The organism is Allocellulophaga tsushimaensis (assembly GCF_055383085.1).
On record NZ_AP039451.1, the window covers coordinates 2,281,183 to 2,300,909 of the forward strand.

Below are 19,727 nucleotides of genomic sequence, written 5' to 3' on the forward strand. Positions count from 1 at the left end.
TAATTAAATCAACACTAGCTTTTGCTTATTTCTTAGTAAATTGTACGTTAAAGTCATAGACCATTTATTTTAAACCTTATGAATAAAAAATTATTTTTAATTTGTTCCTCAATTCTTTTATTCTCTTGCGTTAGCGTGCAAAAGCATAACCAGCAGATTAGTGCTAAGCATTCTATTGCAGCGCTACAAAAAGATACAGATAAAGCGTATCGTATATTACAAAGGCATCATCCTAAACTATACCAGTTTGTCGCAAAAGCAGTATTAGATTATAAAATTGATAGTCTTAAACAAACCATAAGTACGCCGCTAACAAGTAAAGAGTTTTATAAAAAATTAGCTCCTGTAATAGCTGAGGTACGACAAGGACATATCTCTATAGCACCTCCTACAAAAAGATATGCTAAAAAAGTGCGTAAAGAATTTAATAAAAATAAGTTTGAATTTTATGATTTAGATTTTGAAAAAGTTGAAGATGCCTTTTTAGTAAAAAATTATCAAGGTATAGATAGCACTATTGTAGGTGATGAGGTCATTAAAATTAATGATACACCTATTGAAGTGTTATTAAAAGAGTATAAAACTTTATTTTCTTCTGATGGTTACAATACTACTTTTAAGGATAGGTTTACAGCATTACGTTTTTCTAGAATGTATTTTAGAGATAAAGGAAGATTAGATAGTATATCAATTACCCTTAAAAATAAAGACTCTCTTTATACAAAGATGTTTAGAAGGATACCTAAAGACTCAACAAATAAAAAACCGTTGAGTAATGATTCGCTAGAAATAAAAAAGGCACCAAAGCTAACTAAAGTAGAAAGAAAATTAAAAAAGAAAAAAGCTAAAGAAAAACAGAAAGATAACTTCAAGTACGGTTATATTAAATCTAGAAAGCAATACACAAGAAACTTAAACTTTATGGGTAAGGATAGTACCATTGCGTATTTAAAAATTAGAAGTTTTACTAATGGCGGGTATAAAGATTTTTATGAAGAGAGCTTTAAAAAAATTGATTCTGTAAAAGCTTCTCATTTAATTATTGATTTAAGAGATAATACCGGTGGACGCTTGGTTGAAATTGCAAAATTATATTCTTATTTGGTATCAGAAGAGTTTCAGTTTATTAAAAAAGGTGAACGCTTAGTAAATTTTCCACTAACTAAAACAGTAATTCATGGAGGTAGTAAAGTAAATGTAATTGGTGTTTTAGCTAGCCCAGTTTCATTTTTTATAGATTTAGTTAAGAGTAGTAGAAAAAAAGGCACTAAATTTTACAAATTTTCGAGCTCTAAAACAGAATACAAACCTAATCCTATTAATTTTAAAGGAAAGATTTATGTGTTAATTAATGGAAATTCCTTTTCAGCATCTTCTATACTATCAACCAATTTGCATGCTACTAAACGAGCTTTTTTTGTAGGTGAAGAAACAGGAGGACATTATAATGGAACAGTTGCTGGATATTTTAAAAATAATAAACTACCCTCCTCTAAAATAAATATGAGTATAGGTTTATTTCAGATAGAAACGCCATATCAAACAGCAATAAATGGTTATGGTATAAAGCCCGATAAAGAAATTATTCCTACAAAAGAAGATAGAGAAGCTGGTAGAGATCCTGAATTAGAATGGATATTAACTACTATTGAAGAGTAGAAACTGTCAAATAAAATTTATTTATAACTAGGATAAATATCTAAATAAAAGTAGCTGATACCAAATTGTTGAATACAAATTTAAAATAGTAATGATACAATTCTTTATATTTTAAAATTATCATGTATTTATGACTTTAATTTGGCGCTACCTCTACTATTAAATACTTCACAAAAAGTAATCTTATACTTAGTTAAAATGAGTAATATTAGAGGGGTAATATTAAAATTAATTTTTAATACCTTTAGTACATAAATTTAAAATATTGCCTTAGTATGAATGATTTGAAAGACTATCTCGTTACGGTAAATGAAAAAGAAATACCTGTAACCAAAAAGCAGGTAGAAATGCTAGATATAAGTAGAATTGATACTAAAAATTTTCACTTATTGCAGAAAAATAAGGCATATAAAGTTAATGTAACCCATTCTAATCTTACTGATAAAACGATAGTCTTATTAGTAAATGGAAATACCTATAAAGTTAAAATTGAAGATGAGTATGATCTACAAGTGAAAAAAATGGGATTATTAGCACACAACACTTTAAAAATTGATGCGATAAAAGCACCAATGCCTGGTCTTATTGTGTCCATTATGGTTAAAGTAGGACAAGAAATTTCAGAAGGCACGCCTTTATTAGTTTTATCGGCTATGAAAATGGAAAATATAATTCTTTCTCAAGGAGAAGGTATTGTAAAAGCAATAATGGTTAAAAAAAATGAACCTGTAGAAAAAGGGCAACTAATTATTGAAATGGAATAAGCCATTTTGAAGCTAGCTTACGAGACATTTTTTTAATGAATTCTAGAAAAACCTAAGAGTATTTAAATCTCGATTATTGAATAAAAGAACTAAAAAAAGATACTGAAACAAATTCAGCATAAATGAAAAAAATACTAATAGCGAATAGAGGTGAAATTGCATTGCGTATTATGAAAACAGCCCGTAAAATGGGAATCAAAACGGTTGCAGTATATTCAGAAGTAGACAGAAATTCACCACATGTTAAATATGCAGATGAAGCTGTTCTATTAGGGAAGGCGCCCTCATCAGAATCTTACTTAGTCATGGAAAAAGTTATAGAAGCTGCCACACGTACAGGAGCAGAAGGCATACATCCAGGATATGGTTTTTTAAGTGAGAATGCAAGCTTTGCTAAAATGGTAGAAGACAGCGGCATTACATTTATTGGTCCCAAACCACATGCAATTGAGGTTATGGGGAATAAATTAGCAGCTAAAGAGGCGGTTCGGGACTATGATATTCCAATGGTGCCTGGTATAGAAGAAGCTATTACAGATATAAAGTTGGCTAAAAAAATAGCTCAAGAAATCGGTTTTCCCATATTAATAAAAGCTTCAGCAGGTGGTGGTGGAAAGGGAATGCGTGTAGTGGAAAACCTAGACGAATTACCTGAGCAGATGGATAGAGCCATTAGTGAGGCAGAAGCGGCCTTTGGTGATGGAGCTGTTTTTATAGAGAAATATGTAGCTTCACCAAGACATATAGAAATTCAAGTTTTGGCAGATACACATGGAAATAGCGTTCATCTTTTTGAGCGAGAATGTAGTGTACAAAGGAGGCATCAAAAAGTAGTAGAAGAAGCCCCTTCCGTAATGTTAACTCCCAAAATTAGAAAAGCAATGGGAGAAGCAGCCTTAAAAGTGGCAAAAGCTTGTGATTATGTTGGAGCAGGAACAGTAGAATTTCTATTAGATGAGCACCTAAATTTTTATTTTCTAGAAATGAATACAAGGTTACAAGTAGAACACCCAGTTTCTGAATTAATCTCTGGCGTTGATTTGGTAGAGCAGCAAATTAAAGTAGCTCGTGGAGAAAAGTTAACATTTACTCAAGATGATCTAAGTATTAAAGGGCATGCACTAGAAGTACGTGTGTATGCAGAAGACCCTACAGATAACTTTATGCCCAGTATAGGTACCTTATCAACCTATAAAATTCCGGTAGGAGAAGGGATACGAGTTGATGATGGCTTTGAAGAAGGAATGGAAGTGCCTATATATTATGACCCTATGCTATCTAAATTAATCACTTATGGGGAAAATAGACATGAAGCAATACAATTAATGATAAAAGCAATTAATAACTATAAAGTAGAAGGTGTGGCAACAACTTTATCTTTTGGGAAATTTGTATGTGAACATGAGGCCTTTATTTCTGGTAATTTTGATACTCATTTTGTTAAAAATTATTATTCCGTAGAAAAAATAGAGCAGCAATATGAAGATGAACAAAAAATTGCTGCTTTGGTAGGGCTTCACTTATACTTAGAGGACAAAAAAATAGTAAAAAAACCTGCTGTTGTTTCCGCTAATTGGAAAAAAAATAGAGCATAATCATTCCAAATCGATATTGAATAGTAAGAATGAAAGACAAAAAACAAATATTAGAAGATAAATTAGCATTAGCCCATTTAGGAGGTGGTCAAAAACGTATAGATAAGCAACATGCCAAAGGAAAATTAACCGCAAGAGAACGCATTCATTTTTTATTAGATGAAGGTTCTTTTGAGGAAATGGGCGCTTTAGTAACGCACCGTACCAAAGACTTTGGAATGGATAAACAAGTTTTTTATGGCGATGGTGTAGTAACGGGATATGGAACAATAAGCGGAAGGCAAATTTGTGTTTTTGCTCAAGATTTTACTGTTTTTGGAGGAGCATTATCAGAAACACACGCTGAAAAAATCTGTAAAGTTATGGATATGGCCATGAAAATTGGTGTGCCCTTAATAGGCTTAAATGATAGTGGAGGTGCAAGGATACAAGAAGGAGTGCGCTCATTAGGAGGGTATGCTGATATTTTTCATAAAAATGTAATGGCATCAGGAGTAATACCACAAATATCTGCAATTATGGGGCCTTGTGCTGGTGGAGCAGTATACTCTCCTGCAATGACAGATTTTACCATAATGGTAGAACAATCTAGTTATATGTTTGTAACAGGGCCAAATGTAGTAAAAACAGTAACCAATGAGGAAGTCACTTCAGAAGAATTAGGAGGTGCTAGCACACATGCTACAAAATCTGGTGTTACTCATCTTACCGCTGCTAATGATATCCAATGCATTAATCAAATAAAGCAAATGTTGAGTTATATGCCTCAAAACTGCGAGGCTACTCCTAGTGATATTGCATATCAACTAAATGATGAGGTTCGCGAAGCATTAGAGGATATCGTTCCTGAGAATGCCAATCAACCTTATGATATGAGGCATGTGGTTAATGAAATTATTGATACAGAAACTTTTTTTGAAATTCATAAAGAGTATGCCGATAATATCGTTGTTGGTTTTGCGCGCTTAGGAGGTAAGAGTATCGGAATAGTGGCAAATCAACCAATGAGTTTAGCAGGAGTTTTAGATGTAGATAGCTCCAAAAAAGCAGCTCGCTTTACACGTTTTTGCGATTGTTTTAATATTCCACTTTTAGTACTAGTAGATGTGCCAGGTTTTCTCCCAGGTACAGACCAAGAATGGAATGGAATTATTACTAATGGTGCAAAATTGTTGTATGCTTTAAGTGAAGCAACGGTACCTAAAGTAACCGTAATTACGCGTAAGGCGTATGGCGGGGCATATGATGTAATGAATTCTAAACACATAGGGGCCGATTTAAATTATGCTTGGCCAGGAGCAGAAATTGCAGTAATGGGAGCAAAAGGAGCAAGTGAAATTATTTTTAAGAAAGAAATCAATACTGCTGCTGATCCAATTGAGAAATTAGCAGAAAAAGAAAGCGAATATGCAGATAAATTTGCCAATCCATATAGTGCTGCAGAAAGAGGGTTTATTGATGAAGTGATTCTTCCTAAAAATACAAGAAGAAAATTGATAAAAGCCTATGCAGTACTTCAAAATAAAGTAGCTAACTTGCCAAAGAAAAAACATGGTAATATTCCATTATAATATAGTGTAAATGAGTAAAAAGCCTTTATTTGATGAATTTTCACCTGTTTCTGCAAAACAATGGAAGCAGAAAATACAGTTTGATCTTAAGGGAGCAGATTACAATGAAAGTTTGGTATGGGAAACTCCAGAAGGTATAAAAGTGAAACCTTTTTACAATGCTGAAGATGAAGTAAAAATTACTCCAAAAACACAAAATACATCTGTTTGGAATATAGGACAAAGTATTTATGCTGCTAATGCTACTATTGCAAATGAAAAAGCTCTAAAAGCTCTGGAAAAAGGAGCGGAAAGCATACAATTTATTCTGCCATCTACTAAAATTGAGATACCTAAACTTTTAGAAGGCATCGCTTTATGGAAAACCCCTATTCATTTACATATGGAGTTTTTATCGATGGAATTTATAGAAAGACTTCAAAATTATGTTGGCAAAAACAATGATGCCGTTTATTTACATATAGACCCCATTGGGAATTTAACGCGTTCTGGAAATTGGTTTCAGAATCTGGAAAAAGATTTTGCAAGCCTAAATAAAATATTGGCCAATAATTTTAAAAATAATATTAGTATTGATCTTACCAACTATCAAAATGCTGGAGCCAATATGGTGCAACAACTGGCGTTTGCTTTAGCACATGCTAATGAATATCTTAATGAGATAAAAAATATAAAAGACCAAGTTTTTAGTTTTAAGATGGCTATAGGGAGTAATTATTTTTTTGAAATAGCAAAGCTTAGAGCCTTACGAATATTGTGGAACACTTTGGCTACGGAATATGATATTTCTGGAGACTGTCATATTGTTTCCATACCTACAAAAAGAGATAAAGTGTTATACGATTATAATACCAATATGCTGCGAACAACCACCGCATGTATGTCTGCTGTTTTAGGAGGATCAGATACCGTATTTAACCTCTCTTATGATGCTATTTATCATAAGGATAATGATTTTGGTAGCCGAATTGCATTGAATCAATTATTGCTTTTAAAAAATGAAAGTTATTTTGATAAGGTTGCAAATGCTGCAGATGGTACGTATTATATTGAAAGTATAACCCAACAATTAGCTGAAAAAGCTTTAACGCTATTTAAAAAAATAGAAAAAGATGGAGGGTTTTTAAAACAACTGCAAAAAGGAATTATTCAAAAAAAAATAGAAGAAAGTGCTCAAAAAGAGCAAAAGAAATTCAATAGCGCTAAGGAGATTGTTTTGGTAGGGACAAATAAATATCAAAATCAAAATGATAAAATGAAAGAGACTATTGAGTTGTATCCTTTTCTGAAAACAAATCCTAGAAAAACTTTGATACAGCCCATACTAGAAAAGCGTTTGGCTGAAAATATAGAACAAGAAAGACTTAAAAATGAGCAGTAGGAAAGATATACAACATCTCAGTCTAAAAAAATCTGTATCAAAAGTTCAGGATGTTGAATTAGCACAATCTGAATTTGAAACTGCTGAGCAAATTGTTATAAAAACTACCTACTCAAAAAATGATATCGAAACAGCAGAGCATCTTAACTTTGCTGCAGGGATACCACCCTATTTACGTGGTCCTTATAGTACTATGTATGTTCGTAGACCTTGGACAATACGGCAATATGCTGGTTTTTCAACGGCAGAAGAAAGCAATGCTTTTTACAAAAGAAATTTAAAAGCAGGGCAAAAAGGTTTATCTGTAGCTTTTGATTTACCTACCCATAGGGGTTATGATAGCGATCATGAAAGAGTAGTAGGAGATGTGGGTAAAGCTGGTGTAGCTATAGATTCTGTAGAAGACATGAAAGTATTATTTGATGAAATTCCGCTAGATAAAATGTCGGTTTCTATGACAATGAATGGTGCTGTACTTCCAATTATGGCCTTTTACATTGTTGCAGCAGAAGAACAAGGCGTAGCTTTAGCGCAATTAGCAGGTACTATTCAGAATGATATTTTAAAAGAATTTATGGTTCGGAATACCTATATCTATCCACCAAAACCATCTATGCAATTGGTAGCAGATATTTTTGAATATACCAGCCAATGGATGCCAAAATTTAATAGCATTAGTATTTCTGGTTATCATATGCATGAAGCAGGAGCACCAGCAGATTTAGAACTTGCTTATACCTTGGCAGATGGTTTAGAATATATAAAAACAGGTTTAAAAGCAGGTTTAAAAATTGATGATTTTGCTCCACGTTTATCTTTCTTTTGGGGTGTAGGAATGAATCATTTTATGGAAATTGCTAAAATGCGTGCTGCCAGAATGCTGTGGGCTAAATTGGTGAAACAATTTAACCCTAAAAACGATAAATCATTAGCTTTACGTACCCATTGTCAAACCAGTGGATGGAGTCTTACAGAGCAAGACCCATTTAATAATGTGGCGCGTACTACTATTGAAGCTAACGCTGCTATTTTTGGAGGTACTCAAAGTTTGCATACCAACGCTTTAGATGAAGCAATTGCCTTACCTACAGATTTTTCTGCACGAATTGCTCGTGAAACACAAATTTTTCTGCAAGAAGAAACTAAAATTACCAAAACAGTAGACCCATGGGCAGGGAGTTACTATGTAGAATATTTAACAGATGAATTAGTACACAAAGCATGGGACTTGTTGCAAGAGGTAGAAGGTTTAGGCGGAATGACAAAAGCTATTGAGGCAGGTATTCCTAAAATGAGAATAGAACAAGCGGCAGCACGGAAACAAGCTAGGATAGATAGTACCCATGATGTGCTTGTAGGCGTTAATAAATTTCAATTAGAAGAAGAAGATGAACTTCATATCTTAGAAGTAGATAATAAAGAGGTGAGAAAACAGCAGTTAGAGCGTTTAGAAAGCCTTAAAAAATCAAGAAATACAAATGCAGTTCAAAATACCTTATCTGCATTAACAGCAGCAGCTAAATTAAAAATGAAAGCGGGAGATCAAAATTTGTCTGCTAGTCAAAATTTACTAGCTTTAGCGGTTGAAGCAGCGAGAGAACGCGCTACATTAGGAGAAATTAGTAGCGCATTAGAAACGGTTTTTGGAAGACATAAAGCCGTAATTAATTCTTTTTCAGGGGTGTATTCAAAAGAAATAAAAGACGATAGTAGCTTTAAAAAAGCACAAGAAATGGCAGACCGTTTTGCAGAGCAAGATGGGCGTAGACCACGTATTATGATTGCAAAAATGGGACAAGATGGTCATGATAGAGGTGCAAAAGTAGTAGCAACAGGCTATGCAGATTTAGGTTTTGATGTAGATATTGGTCCTTTATTTCAAACCCCAAAAGAAGCAGCCAAACAAGCTGTAGAAAACGATGTGCATATTCTTGGAGTATCATCCTTAGCTGCTGGACATAAAACCTTAGTGCCTGCTGTAATAGCTGAATTAAAAAAATATGATAGAGAAGATATTATGGTCATTGTTGGAGGCGTAATTCCTAAACAAGATTATCAATTTCTTTTTGATGCAGGAGCTGTAGCTGTTTTTGGACCAGGTACTAAAATAAGCGATGCAGCTATTCAGTTATTGGATATTTTAATTGAATAATAAGGAAATTTAAAAATCATATTATAACAATTAGGTCGTTTTAGTACAAATTGAAATTGATTTAAGTCATATACCACATTTGTTGAGTTGATTTTTGCTGTCTAACATTGACAATTTTTACATGTAAGTTATCTTAAGATACCCGAAAACGTTTTCGTACTTTTTATGAATGATTTATTAGCTATAATTTATCATCATTATAAAGTTTAATTAATTTGACTAGCACATTTACAAATTAATTAAACTGAATTATGAATAATAAGATATTAATTTGGTCTATAACAGCCGCTTTAGCTGGATTTCTTTTTGGGTTTGATATAGTTGTTATTTCTGGAGCAGATAAAAAATTACAAGTGTTATGGGATTCTTCTGATGCTTTTCATGGTTCTGTAGTTATGGCAATGGCATTGTGGGGTACCGTTATTGGAGCATTCTTTGGTAGTATACCAACCAATACTTTAGGAAGAAAGAAAACATTAATTTGGATTGGCGTATTTTATTTTATCTCTGCAGTTGGCTCTTCTTTGGTTAATGATCCTTATACCTTTGCTTTTTTTAGATTTTTGGGAGGCGTTGGTGTAGGCGCTTCAACTATTGCTGCTCCAGCTTATGTTTCTGAAATTTCTCCTGCAAAGGATAGAGGTAGGTTAGTAGCATTATACCAGTTTAATATTGTTTTAGGGATTTTAATAGCCTTTTTATCTAATTATTTACTGAGCAGCATAGGTGAAAATGCTTGGCGTTGGATGGTTGGAGTAGAAGCATTTCCTGCACTTGTTTATACCTTACTTGTTTTTACTGTTCCAAAAAGCCCACGATGGTTAATTTCAAAAAATAGATTAGAAGAAGCTAAAAAAGTGCTAGGTGTTATTAATCCAGATGAAGATGCCGAAAAGTTAATGTTAGCGGTAAAAAAAGAAAATGAAAGCCGTACTTCCGGAGAAAACATTTTCATGAAAAAATACCGCTTTCCACTTATTCTCGCTTTTTTAATAGCCATGTTTAATCAATTTTCAGGTATAAATGCTTTTTTATACTATGCGCCAAGAATTTTTGAAGAAGCTGGTTTAGGAGAAAGTACAGCATTACTAAGTAGTATTGGTATCGGTATAACCAATTTAATATTCACATTATTAGGCGTTTTTTTAATTGATAAATTAGGTAGGAAATTATTAATGTATGTAGGTTCTTTTGGCTACATCATTTCATTAAGTTTGGTATCAATGGCATTCTTTTTAGAATGGGAAGGTTTAGCAGTTCCAATATTCTTATTTATGTTTATTGCATCGCATGCTATTGGGCAAGGAGCTGTTATTTGGGTATTTATTTCCGAAATTTTCCCAAATCATTTAAGAGCATCAGGGCAAGCTTTTGGAAGTTCAACGCATTGGGTTTTGGCTGCTATAATACCCTCTTTAGTTCCAGTACTTTTTTCAACTATCGGAGCAGGAGTTGTTTTTATGATATTTGCTATAATGATGGTTTTACAATTAGTGTTTGTAATTTTTATGATGCCAGAAACAAAAGGAAAAACATTAGAAGAATTAAGTGAAAAATTAATACGAAATGAAAAATAAAAAGCAATGCTATACCAAATATATTTTTTTAATCATTTTAATTTTTGGAGTTTTTATGAGTTGTAAAGAAAATATTAAAAAAGAAGAAAAAGCATCAATAGCTACATTAGAAGGTAATGATAGTATCGAAGAAAGATTATACAGACCTAATTTTCATTTTACCCCAAAAGCAAATTGGATGAATGATCCTAATGGTATGTTTTATTTTAATGGTACTTATCATTTGTATTTTCAATATTATCCTGATGGTAATGTATGGGGTCCAATGCATTGGGGGCATGCTATTAGTAAAGATATGATTGCTTGGGAAGAACAACCTATTGCGCTTTATCCTGACGATTTAGGGCTTATTTTTTCAGGAAGTGCTGTAGTTGATAAAAATAATACCTCTGGTTTTGGAAAAGAGGGTGTTACGCCAATTGTAGCTATGTATACTTACCACAATATGGATGGCGAAAGTGCTGGAGAAATAGATTTTCAAACCCAAGCGATTGCATATTCATTAGATGAGGGATTAACATGGACTAAATATGATAAAAATCCAGTTATTTCTAATCCTGGGATTAAAGATTTTAGAGATCCAAAAGTGATTTGGGACGATAAAAGTAATAAATGGATTATGGTATTAGCAGCTGCTAATAAGATTATGTTTTACAGTTCAACTAACTTAAAAGAATGGAATTTTGAATCTGATTTTGGGAAAGATGTAGGACAACATGGAGGTGTGTGGGAATGTCCAGATTTGTTTCCTGTAAAAATTGATGGAACTGATAAAATCAAATGGATATTAATTGTAAGTATAAACCCAGCGGCTCCAAACGGGGGAAGTGGTACGCAGTATTTTGTAGGGGATTTTGATGGTCATCAATTTACACTTGATGCTGATTTTAAAACACAATTAGAGAAACAAAATGCAGTATGGATAGACTATGGAAGAGATAATTATGCAGGCGTAACATGGTCTAATATTCCTGAACAAGATGCCAGAAAATTATTTATTGGCTGGATGTCTAATTGGGAATACGCCAGAGATGTACCTACTGAAACATGGAGAAGCACCATGACCATACCTAGAGAGCTTAAGCTTATAAAAAATAAGGATAACTATTTATTGGCTTCAACTCCAGTTTCTGAATTATCTAAATACCATGCCAAAGCCATTATTAAGGATTCTTTGGTTATACATAAGCAAGGGGTAATTACATCTAAAGAAGAAGTAGACTTATCACGCTTAAGTATCCAATTAGATATTAAAGATATAAGTAAAAATACATATACATTCCTATTTCATAATCAATTTGGAGATAGTCTTTCATTTGGAATTGATGCGCTTAAAAAACAGTATTTTATCAACAGGCAAAAAGCAGGAATGGTTACTTTTTCAGATAAATTTGCTAATAACATATCAAAAGCAAAGGCAGAAAATATTTCTGATACGTTAAAAATGCATGTGCTATTGGATAAAACTTCAATAGAAGTTTTTTATAAAGAAGGAGAAACTGTGATGACAGAGATATTTTTTCCAAATGAACCATTTGAGACATTATCAATCATTACATCAGATGAAAACGTGCGATTAGAAAACGTAATAATTAAAGCGTTTCAATAGAATAATATCCAGAATACTTTTTTGCTACTATATAAAAATTATAATGGCATCACATATTAAACGAAACTTTAAATGACTGCTGTATACTATTCAAAATGAATTAATTGCTCTCGTTAGAGTTTAAGCTTAACTATTTCTTGTAGAATTTCTATGGATAATACTTGTTGGGATTTCAATAGTTTCATATGTAACATCCATACCATCTCTAATTTGACTTAGATTATCTAAAAGGAGTTCAAATGCTTTTTTTCCTATTTCATGTGCTGGTTGATTGATAGTAGTTAAAGAGGGAGTAGTAGTTTTAGACATAAACCAATTGCTAAAACCTATTACAGAAACTTGTTCTGGAACTTTTATTTTTCGTTCTTTAAAAGCTTCTAATGCTCCAATAGCCAAAAGATCAGTAAAACCAAAAACACCATCAACATCAGGGTGTTCGTTCATCATTTGGTTTGCTAAATTATAACCGTCTTCAAAAGAAAATTTCTCTCCATTATAAATTAAAGACTTATCAAATGGCATATTATATTTTTCAAGGGCTATTTTATATCCCATATAACGATCAATAGTGGTTTTAGGATTTAATGGGCCTGTAATATGAGCTATTTTTTTACAACCTGTTTTAATAAGGTGTTCCGTAGCATTAAATGCAGCCTTTCTATCATCAATGATCACCCTAGAGCAATCCACCAATCGAGATATTTTATCAAACAAAACAACAGGCATCCCCTTTTTGATGATATCGTTAATATGATTGTATTTTTCTGTTGCGTTAGATAAGCCTAGTAAAATACCATCAATATTTTTGTTAACTAGTAATTCTAATTGTTTTATTTCATCTTCATAAGATTCGTTAGACTGCACTACAATAACCAAATAACCATGTTTCTCGGCCTGCTGAATAACTCCGTTAATGATATTAGAAAAAAAGTGATGTACCAAATTAGGTACCAAAAGTCCTATAATTTTAGTTTCATGACTTCTTAGACTCTGGGCAAATACATTAGGAGTATAGTTAAGCTTTTCTGCTAAATTTTTAACTTTTAATTTCGTTTCTGCACTAACATCATGGTAATCTTTTAAGGCTTTAGAAACCGTTGAAGTTGATAGCCCTAAAATTTTAGCAAGTGCTTTTAATGTAACTTTTTGCATAACTAATGTTCCAGTTGTAGAAACTTAAAATTTATTAAAAATCTTTTCAATTTAAATAGATCTAAATTAGGAATTATAAATATAAAGTAAAGCTATGTGATTACTATTTAAATTTTAATAGCTTTTGTAGAATTTCTGTAAACAATATTTGTTGCAACTTCAATGGTCTTATAGGTTGCAGCCTTACCCTCTTTAATTTGTTTTAAATTATCTAAAAGAAGTTCAAACGCTTTTTTTCCTATTTCGTAAGCAGGTTGGTTAATAGTTGTTAAAGATGGGGTAGTGGTCTTAGACATAAACCAATTGCTAAAACCAATAACAGAAACCTGTTCAGGTACTTTTATTTTTTGCTCATTAAACGCTTGTAGTGCTCCAATAGCTACGGGGTCTATAAAGCCAAAAACACCATCGATATCAAGGTGTTCATCCATCATTTGGTTTGCTAAATGATAACCATCGTCAAAAGAAAGATTTTCACTAGTGTAAATTAAAGATTTATCAAATGGTATATGATACTTTTCAAGTGCTATTTTATAACCCATGTAACGATCAATAGTTGTTTTGGGTTTTAAAGGACCAGTAATGTGAGCAATTTTTTTACAACCAGTTTTAATAAGATGTTCTGTAGCATTAAATGCCGCTTTTCTATCATCAATGATAACCTTAGAACAGTCAATTAATCGAGAAATTTTATCGAATAAAACAACAGGCATGCCTTTTTTAATAATATCATTGATATGGTCATATTTTACGGTTTTATCTGATAATGATAGTAAAATACCATCTATATTTTTGTCGACAAGTAATTTCAATTGTTTTATTTCTTCTTCATAGGATTCATTAGATTGAAGAACAATAACCAAATAGCCATGTTTTTCAGCTTCATTAATAATTCCATTAATTATATTAGAAAAAAAATGATGTACTAAATCTGGAACGAGAAGCCCTATAATTTTAGTTTCATGACTTCTTAAACTTTGTGCAAATACGTTTGGAGTATAGTTTAATTTTTTAGCCAATTCTTGAACCCTAAATTTAGTTTCTGGACTGATATCGTGATAATCTTTTAAAGCTTTAGAAACTGTTGAAGTTGATAAGCCTAAAATATGAGCAAGTGCTTTTAATGTAACTTTTTCCATGCTATTTTTCTAGTCAAGAAAATTAAATTTTATTAAAAATATGTTTAACTAAAATACCTGTATAATGGTATAATCTGCCTTTTTAATTTCCAATCTAAAGTATGAATAATAAACCTAAAGAATTAGGCGAAAAATATAATTTAATAATTTAAGCATTATTAAAAAGAGATATTTTTAAAAAAACACCCAAAAATTAAGAAAATGATAAATTTCGAAAACGTTTTCGGTGCTATTATAGACTTTTTTGTTTATTTTTTTTTGCCAACCATTAAAAAAAACAAATCTTCGTTAAATAACTGTTAATTTATGATTGTGGAAAATCACAATGTATATATAATTATGAATTAATAGACAATAAACTTAATACTCAAACTCAAATATTAAAACTCAATTAGAAATGAAAAACAAACTACTTAAAAAAATGATTTTTTTCTTCCTTTTATTAGGTGGGAGCGTCGTTTATGCTCAATCAGTATCAGGAACTGTTTCTGATACATCTGGTCCATTACCAGGTGTAAATGTTTTGGTAAAAGGAACATCAGTTGGAACAGTAACAGATTTTGATGGGAATTACCAAATTAATGCCAAAAATGGAGATACACTAGTATTTTCTTACTTGGGGTATTCAACCCAAGAAGTTACAGTAAACGGAACTACAATTAATGTTACACTTGAAGAAGATGCGGATCAATTAGATGAAGTGGTAGTTCTAGGTTATGGTACTACAACTATTAAAGATGCTACAGGTTCAGTTGCTGTTGTGACTGCTAAAGATTTTAATCAAGGCGTTATTAGTTCTCCAGAGCAATTAATACAAGGTAAAACCGCGGGTGTTCAAATCTCTCAGTCAAGCGGTGAGCCAGGAGCTGGTGTAGCCTTAAGAATTAGAGGTACAAGCTCTGTTAGAGCAAATAATAGCCCATTATTTGTAGTTGATGGTGTGCCGGTATCAAACGATAATGTTTCTGCAACGGGAGCAGATGTTGGTGTAGGTACTAGTGGTTCTAGAAATCCACTAAACTTCTTAAACCCCAACGATATAGAAAGTATGAGTATCTTAAAAGATGCCTCTGCTACTGCTATTTACGGTTCTAGGGGAGCAAATGGAGTAGTTGTGATTACTACAAAATCTGGAAAAGGAGGAGGTTCAAAAGGACAATGGAATTTTGGAACTAATCTTAATATAGCTTCTGTTAGAAATCAATTAGATTTATTACCAACTCAAGAATTTATAGACAGAGGTGGTGCTGATCTTGGAGGTGCTACAGATTGGCAAGATTTTATTTTTAGAACAGCCGCATCTACAGATAATAATTTATCTTATTCTTTGAATTATGGATCAGGAAACATTAGAGCAACGTTCGGTTATGGTAAGCAGTTTGGTATTATAGAAAATACAGATTTAGAACGTGTTACAGGTAGAGTAAATGTAAATCAAAGATTTTTTGATGATAAGTTAAAAGTTGGTTTTCAAGGAACTATTTCAAGAATTAATGATAGAGTTCCTTTTATAAGTAGAACAGCTGGGAGTAATGGAGATTTATTAGCTGCGGCTTATTATTCTAATCCAACTTTAGCGGCTAATCCTGATTTTGACACTTCTCCTGACAGGAATCCTGCAAATTTACTAGAATATTATGATGACAATACAAATACAAATAGGTTTTTAGGGAATTTGTCTTTAGATTATGCTATTACTAGTGAACTTTCTGCAAAGTTAACTTTAGGCTTAGATACTTCTACATCTTCAAGAGCCCAAGTTGCTGGGCCTCAAATCCTTTCTTTAGGTAATGGAGCAGAAAATAATGGACGTGCTGCTATCAGTAATTTAGATGCAAATAGTAATCTATTAGAATTTACATTGAATTATAATACAGAATTTGAAAATTCTAAATTAGAAGCTTTAGTAGGGTATTCTTTCCAAGATTTTCAAAGAGAGGGTCAGAACATAGTAGGACAAGGTTTTGGTTCTCGTAGTTTGAGTAGAATAACAAACACATTAGAAGCTGCTTTTAATACCACAAGAGATCTAGTTGGTAATGCACAAGGCTATGGTATTGGTGAAATTACTGGCGAAGGTGATGCTGGGAGACAGTTTAGAGCATTAGATTTGTTTCCTAATCTGAATTCAAGAAATTTACCTGTGCCTGAACTATTTATAAATGCACTTTCTGTAGATACTTTTGATAATACAGACGAATTACAATCTTTTTTCGGAAGAGTTAATTATACTATTTCTGATAAATATTTATTTACAGCAACCTTAAGAGCGGATGGATCCTCAAGATTTGGAGAAAACAATCAGTACGGATATTTTCCTTCAGCTGCTTTTGCTTGGAAATTAAATGAAGAAGATTTTGTAGGAGAGACTTTTTCTACGCTTAAATTACGATTAAATTGGGGTATAACAGGTAATCAAGATGGCCTTGGTTTTGGTCAATTTGTAAATAGAACAAGATGGAATGCCTTAGGGATTAATGTTGGTTCGCTGTTAAGTACTCCTGCAAGTTCTAATGTAGCATTTGCAAATGCAGATCTTAAATGGGAAAGCACTGCTCAATATGGATTAGGGATAGATTTTGGTTTTGGCAATGATCGTTTTAATGGTACTATTGATTTTTATAGAAAAGAGACTAGTGATATCTTATTAAATTTACCTGCTGTTCAACCTGCTAATGTAGCTTTTAATTTTCAAAATGTTGATGCTATAGTTGTAAATCAAGGAGTGGAATTAGGACTAGATTATGATATTGTTCGTTCTGATAATGTTACTTGGAATGCAAACTTTAATATTGCTTTTAATCAAAATGAGATTACTGAGTATGATGGCCCAAATTTACAGGCAGGTAATTTATTTGGTCAAGGGTTAACAGGAGCTACTACTCAAATTTTCACAAACGGACAGTCATTATTTACGTATAATTTACGTCTGGTAGATGAAGATTTTAATGTAGAAACAGATCCTACTATACTCGATCAATCTGGTCTTCCTGATATTACAACAGGATTCTCTACAAGTGCTTCCTATAAAAATTGGGATGCCTCTGTAATTTTTAGTGGTCAATTTGGTCACTATGTATATAACAATACTGATAATGCACTTTTTGCATCACCTCAAATAGGGAGTAGAAATAATAGAACAAGTGTTGTAGACAATGATATAACTTTATCATCAACAAATCCAAGTACCTTCTTTTTAGAAAAAGGAGATTTTGTTCGCCTTCAAACAGCTTCACTATCGTATAACTTGCCCTTGAGTGGAGATGGAGTCTTTAAAAATATGCGTTTTAGTTTAACTGGTCAGAATTTATTTTTAATTACAGGATATAATGGCTTAGATCCAGAAATAAGTACTTCTAATATACCAGCAAATGGCTTACCATCTGCTTCTATAGACTACCTGTCTTACCCTAGACCAAGAACCTATACTTTAGGAATTAATGTTACTTTTTAAAAAAAATGTTATCTTATAGAAAAAAAATAAAAAATATAATTATGAAAAAAATAACAAATTATTTATGTTTAATGCTTTTAATTTCTGTGGTCTTTTCATGTACTGATTTGGAAATAGAAGCAACAGATTCATTAATAACAGATGGTTTTGCAGGTGTTGCAGATATTAAAGGAGAAGTTGCAAATGTCTCTAATATTATTGCCGGAGGAGATTTGGCAAACGTTGGAGGTCTATATGGTTTAAATGAAGTATCTTCAGACGAATATGTAGTCGCTACTAGAGGTACCGATTGGGGAGATAATGGTAGATGGTTAGCAATGCATCAACATACATGGAATGCAGAGCTTTCTGATGTTATTCTTGCTTGGCAGCAATTAAATAGTATTACTATTAATACTACAAGTATTTTAAATGACAAAAGCGTAAATACTAGTGAAGGCGACATAACAGAACTAAAAGCTGCTGCTAGTTTTTACAGAGCTTGGGCCATGCATTGGATCTTAGACATGTATAGACAAGTCCCTTTTAGAGATGTAGATCTACCAAATAGTGCCATTCCAGAAGTACTTACAGGACAGGCTGCTATAGATTTTATTGTGGCTGATTTGAATGATGCCATTGCAGGGCTCCCAACGATTTCTGTTAATGATGATATTGTTTTAAAATCATCACCTAGCAAGGCTGCTGCTAGACATTTATTAGCAAGAGTACATTTAAATAAGCATGTATATTTAGGAACTACTGCTGAAGCAGCGGACATGCAAGTGGTTATAGATGCAGTAGATGCTATTGAAGCGGATAACTATGCATTAGCCGCTTCTGGTGATTTCTTTGATATCTTTAGACCAAGCAATGATGTAGAAACCATCTGGTGGTCTCCAGGTGATGCTGGACAAAGAACTTGGAATACATTACATTACAATCTTAATTCTCCAGATAATGGAGGTGGTGGATGGAATGGTTTCGCTACACTGTCAGAATTTTATCAATCATTTGAAGGAGATCCTGATACTAATTATGTAGGTGATGGCCAAGAAGAACGAAGAGGTTGGGTGCCTGATGCTACAACAGCAAATTCTGAAAACTTAGGAATTGGTTACGGTTTTTTAATCGGTCAACAATTTGAAGAAGACGGTACTCCATTAAATGCAAGAGATAATGTAGATGGCGTTCCTTTAGTTTTTACTAAAGAAGTTACAAACGCTGAATACACTGCTCCTGCAGACAATGCTATATTAGAAACGGACGGTACTAGAATGTTAAAATATCATCCAAATGAAGAAGGAGGGTCTCAAAGAGCGCATGTTGTTAAATATAGATATGCTGATGCGTATTTAATGAAGGCAGAGGCTATGTTTAGAATGGGAGCAGATCCTTTAGCAATGATTAATAATTTAAGAACTGTAAGAGGAGCTTCAGCTCTGGCTGGCATTACTGAGGCTGATTTATTGGCTGAAAGAGGTAGAGAAATGTACGCAGAATTAACAAGAAGACAAGACTTAATTAGATTTGGTCAATTTACTAGAGCATGGAACCTTAAAGATGCTACAGATAGTACTAGAGAGATTTTTCCAATACCAATAGCTGATGTTTTGGCTAATCCAAACCTAGTACAGAACCCCGGATATTAATTTATCCTAATTATTATTAATTATTAGAGTTAGTGAAAAACGT

General features: G+C 32.6%; 12 protein-coding genes. 10 read left to right on the forward strand and 2 right to left on the reverse strand.

What is annotated here, in order from left to right; all coding sequences use genetic code 11:
• Positions 1–78: 78 nt before the first annotated feature.
• The 8 genes from ACZ451_RS09760 to ACZ451_RS09795 all read left to right on the forward strand — a co-directional run bounded on the left by ACZ451_RS09760 (position 79) and on the right by ACZ451_RS09795 (position 12,308).
• Positions 79–1,659: a S41 family peptidase gene (locus tag ACZ451_RS09760; protein ID WP_464211871.1), complete on the forward strand. Its 1,581-nt coding sequence runs from the start codon at positions 79–81 to the stop codon at positions 1,657–1,659.
• Positions 1,660–1,934: 275 nt separating this feature from the next.
• The gene (locus tag ACZ451_RS09765) at positions 1,935–2,423 is read left to right on the forward strand and encodes an acyl-CoA carboxylase biotin carboxyl carrier protein subunit (protein WP_464211873.1); all 489 of its coding nucleotides are present in this window, start codon (positions 1,935–1,937) and stop codon (positions 2,421–2,423) included.
• A gap of 122 nt (positions 2,424–2,545) precedes the next feature.
• Positions 2,546–4,018: an acetyl-CoA carboxylase biotin carboxylase subunit gene (locus ACZ451_RS09770; RefSeq protein WP_464211875.1), complete on the forward strand. Its 1,473-nt coding sequence runs from the start codon at positions 2,546–2,548 to the stop codon at positions 4,016–4,018.
• Positions 4,019–4,047: 29 nt separating this feature from the next.
• Complete coding sequence (locus ACZ451_RS09775) at positions 4,048–5,589, forward strand: acyl-CoA carboxylase subunit beta (RefSeq protein WP_464211877.1); 1,542 nt, start codon at positions 4,048–4,050, stop codon at positions 5,587–5,589.
• A 10-nt stretch (positions 5,590–5,599) separates the two neighbouring features.
• Positions 5,600–6,970 carry a methylmalonyl-CoA mutase subunit beta gene (locus ACZ451_RS09780; protein WP_464211879.1) on the forward strand — a complete coding sequence of 457 codons (1,371 nt, stop codon included), beginning with the start codon at positions 5,600–5,602 and terminating at the stop codon, positions 6,968–6,970.
• A complete protein-coding gene (gene scpA / locus ACZ451_RS09785; protein WP_464211881.1) occupies positions 6,960–9,122 on the forward strand; it encodes a methylmalonyl-CoA mutase in 2,163 nt (720 codons plus the stop codon). The genes ACZ451_RS09780 and scpA overlap by 11 nt, the downstream gene beginning before the upstream one ends.
• A gap of 251 nt (positions 9,123–9,373) precedes the next feature.
• Positions 9,374–10,699, forward strand: coding sequence for a sugar porter family MFS transporter (locus ACZ451_RS09790; RefSeq protein WP_464211883.1), 1,326 nt, complete (start codon positions 9,374–9,376; stop codon positions 10,697–10,699).
• Positions 10,689–12,308 (forward strand): glycoside hydrolase family 32 protein, encoded by a 1,620-nt coding sequence (locus ACZ451_RS09795; protein WP_464211885.1) that lies wholly within the window; start codon positions 10,689–10,691, stop codon positions 12,306–12,308. Before ACZ451_RS09790 ends, ACZ451_RS09795 begins: the two co-directional genes overlap by 11 nt.
• Positions 12,309–12,434: 126 nt before the next feature.
• On the opposite strand, the gene ACZ451_RS09800 is transcribed toward ACZ451_RS09795, so the two are convergent.
• Positions 12,435–13,460 carry a LacI family DNA-binding transcriptional regulator gene (locus tag ACZ451_RS09800; RefSeq protein ID WP_464211887.1) on the reverse strand — a complete coding sequence of 342 codons (1,026 nt, stop codon included), beginning with the start codon at positions 13,458–13,460 and terminating at the stop codon, positions 12,435–12,437.
• A gap of 107 nt (positions 13,461–13,567) precedes the next feature.
• Positions 13,568–14,599 carry a LacI family DNA-binding transcriptional regulator gene (locus ACZ451_RS09805; RefSeq protein WP_464211889.1) on the reverse strand — a complete coding sequence of 344 codons (1,032 nt, stop codon included), beginning with the start codon at positions 14,597–14,599 and terminating at the stop codon, positions 13,568–13,570.
• A 397-nt stretch (positions 14,600–14,996) separates the two neighbouring features.
• On the opposite strand from ACZ451_RS09805, the gene ACZ451_RS09810 reads away from it, so the two are divergent.
• On the forward strand, positions 14,997–18,053 hold the full coding sequence (locus ACZ451_RS09810; RefSeq protein WP_464211891.1) for a SusC/RagA family TonB-linked outer membrane protein: 3,057 nt from the start codon (positions 14,997–14,999) through the stop codon (positions 18,051–18,053).
• Between the two features lie 41 nt (positions 18,054–18,094).
• Positions 18,095–19,684: a RagB/SusD family nutrient uptake outer membrane protein gene (locus ACZ451_RS09815; protein WP_464211893.1), complete on the forward strand. Its 1,590-nt coding sequence runs from the start codon at positions 18,095–18,097 to the stop codon at positions 19,682–19,684.
• Positions 19,685–19,727 lie beyond the last annotated feature (43 nt).

Bases quoted from the DNA above. Each gene is read 5' to 3' on its own strand.
- ACZ451_RS09760 (WP_464211871.1), top strand. From the start codon at position 79: ATGAATAAAAAATTATTTTTAATTTGTTCCTCAATTCTTTTATTCTCT.
- ACZ451_RS09765 (WP_464211873.1), top strand. From the start codon at position 1,935: ATGAATGATTTGAAAGACTATCTCGTTACGGTAAATGAAAAAGAAATA.
- ACZ451_RS09770 (WP_464211875.1), top strand. From the start codon at position 2,546: ATGAAAAAAATACTAATAGCGAATAGAGGTGAAATTGCATTGCGTATT.
- ACZ451_RS09775 (WP_464211877.1), top strand. From the start codon at position 4,048: ATGAAAGACAAAAAACAAATATTAGAAGATAAATTAGCATTAGCCCAT.
- ACZ451_RS09780 (WP_464211879.1), top strand. From the start codon at position 5,600: ATGAGTAAAAAGCCTTTATTTGATGAATTTTCACCTGTTTCTGCAAAA.
- scpA (WP_464211881.1), top strand. From the start codon at position 6,960: ATGAGCAGTAGGAAAGATATACAACATCTCAGTCTAAAAAAATCTGTA.
- ACZ451_RS09790 (WP_464211883.1), top strand. From the start codon at position 9,374: ATGAATAATAAGATATTAATTTGGTCTATAACAGCCGCTTTAGCTGGA.
- ACZ451_RS09795 (WP_464211885.1), top strand. From the start codon at position 10,689: ATGAAAAATAAAAAGCAATGCTATACCAAATATATTTTTTTAATCATT.
- ACZ451_RS09800 (WP_464211887.1), bottom strand. From the start codon at position 13,460: ATGCAAAAAGTTACATTAAAAGCACTTGCTAAAATTTTAGGGCTATCA.
- ACZ451_RS09805 (WP_464211889.1), bottom strand. From the start codon at position 14,599: ATGGAAAAAGTTACATTAAAAGCACTTGCTCATATTTTAGGCTTATCA.
- ACZ451_RS09810 (WP_464211891.1), top strand. From the start codon at position 14,997: ATGAAAAACAAACTACTTAAAAAAATGATTTTTTTCTTCCTTTTATTA.
- ACZ451_RS09815 (WP_464211893.1), top strand. From the start codon at position 18,095: ATGAAAAAAATAACAAATTATTTATGTTTAATGCTTTTAATTTCTGTG.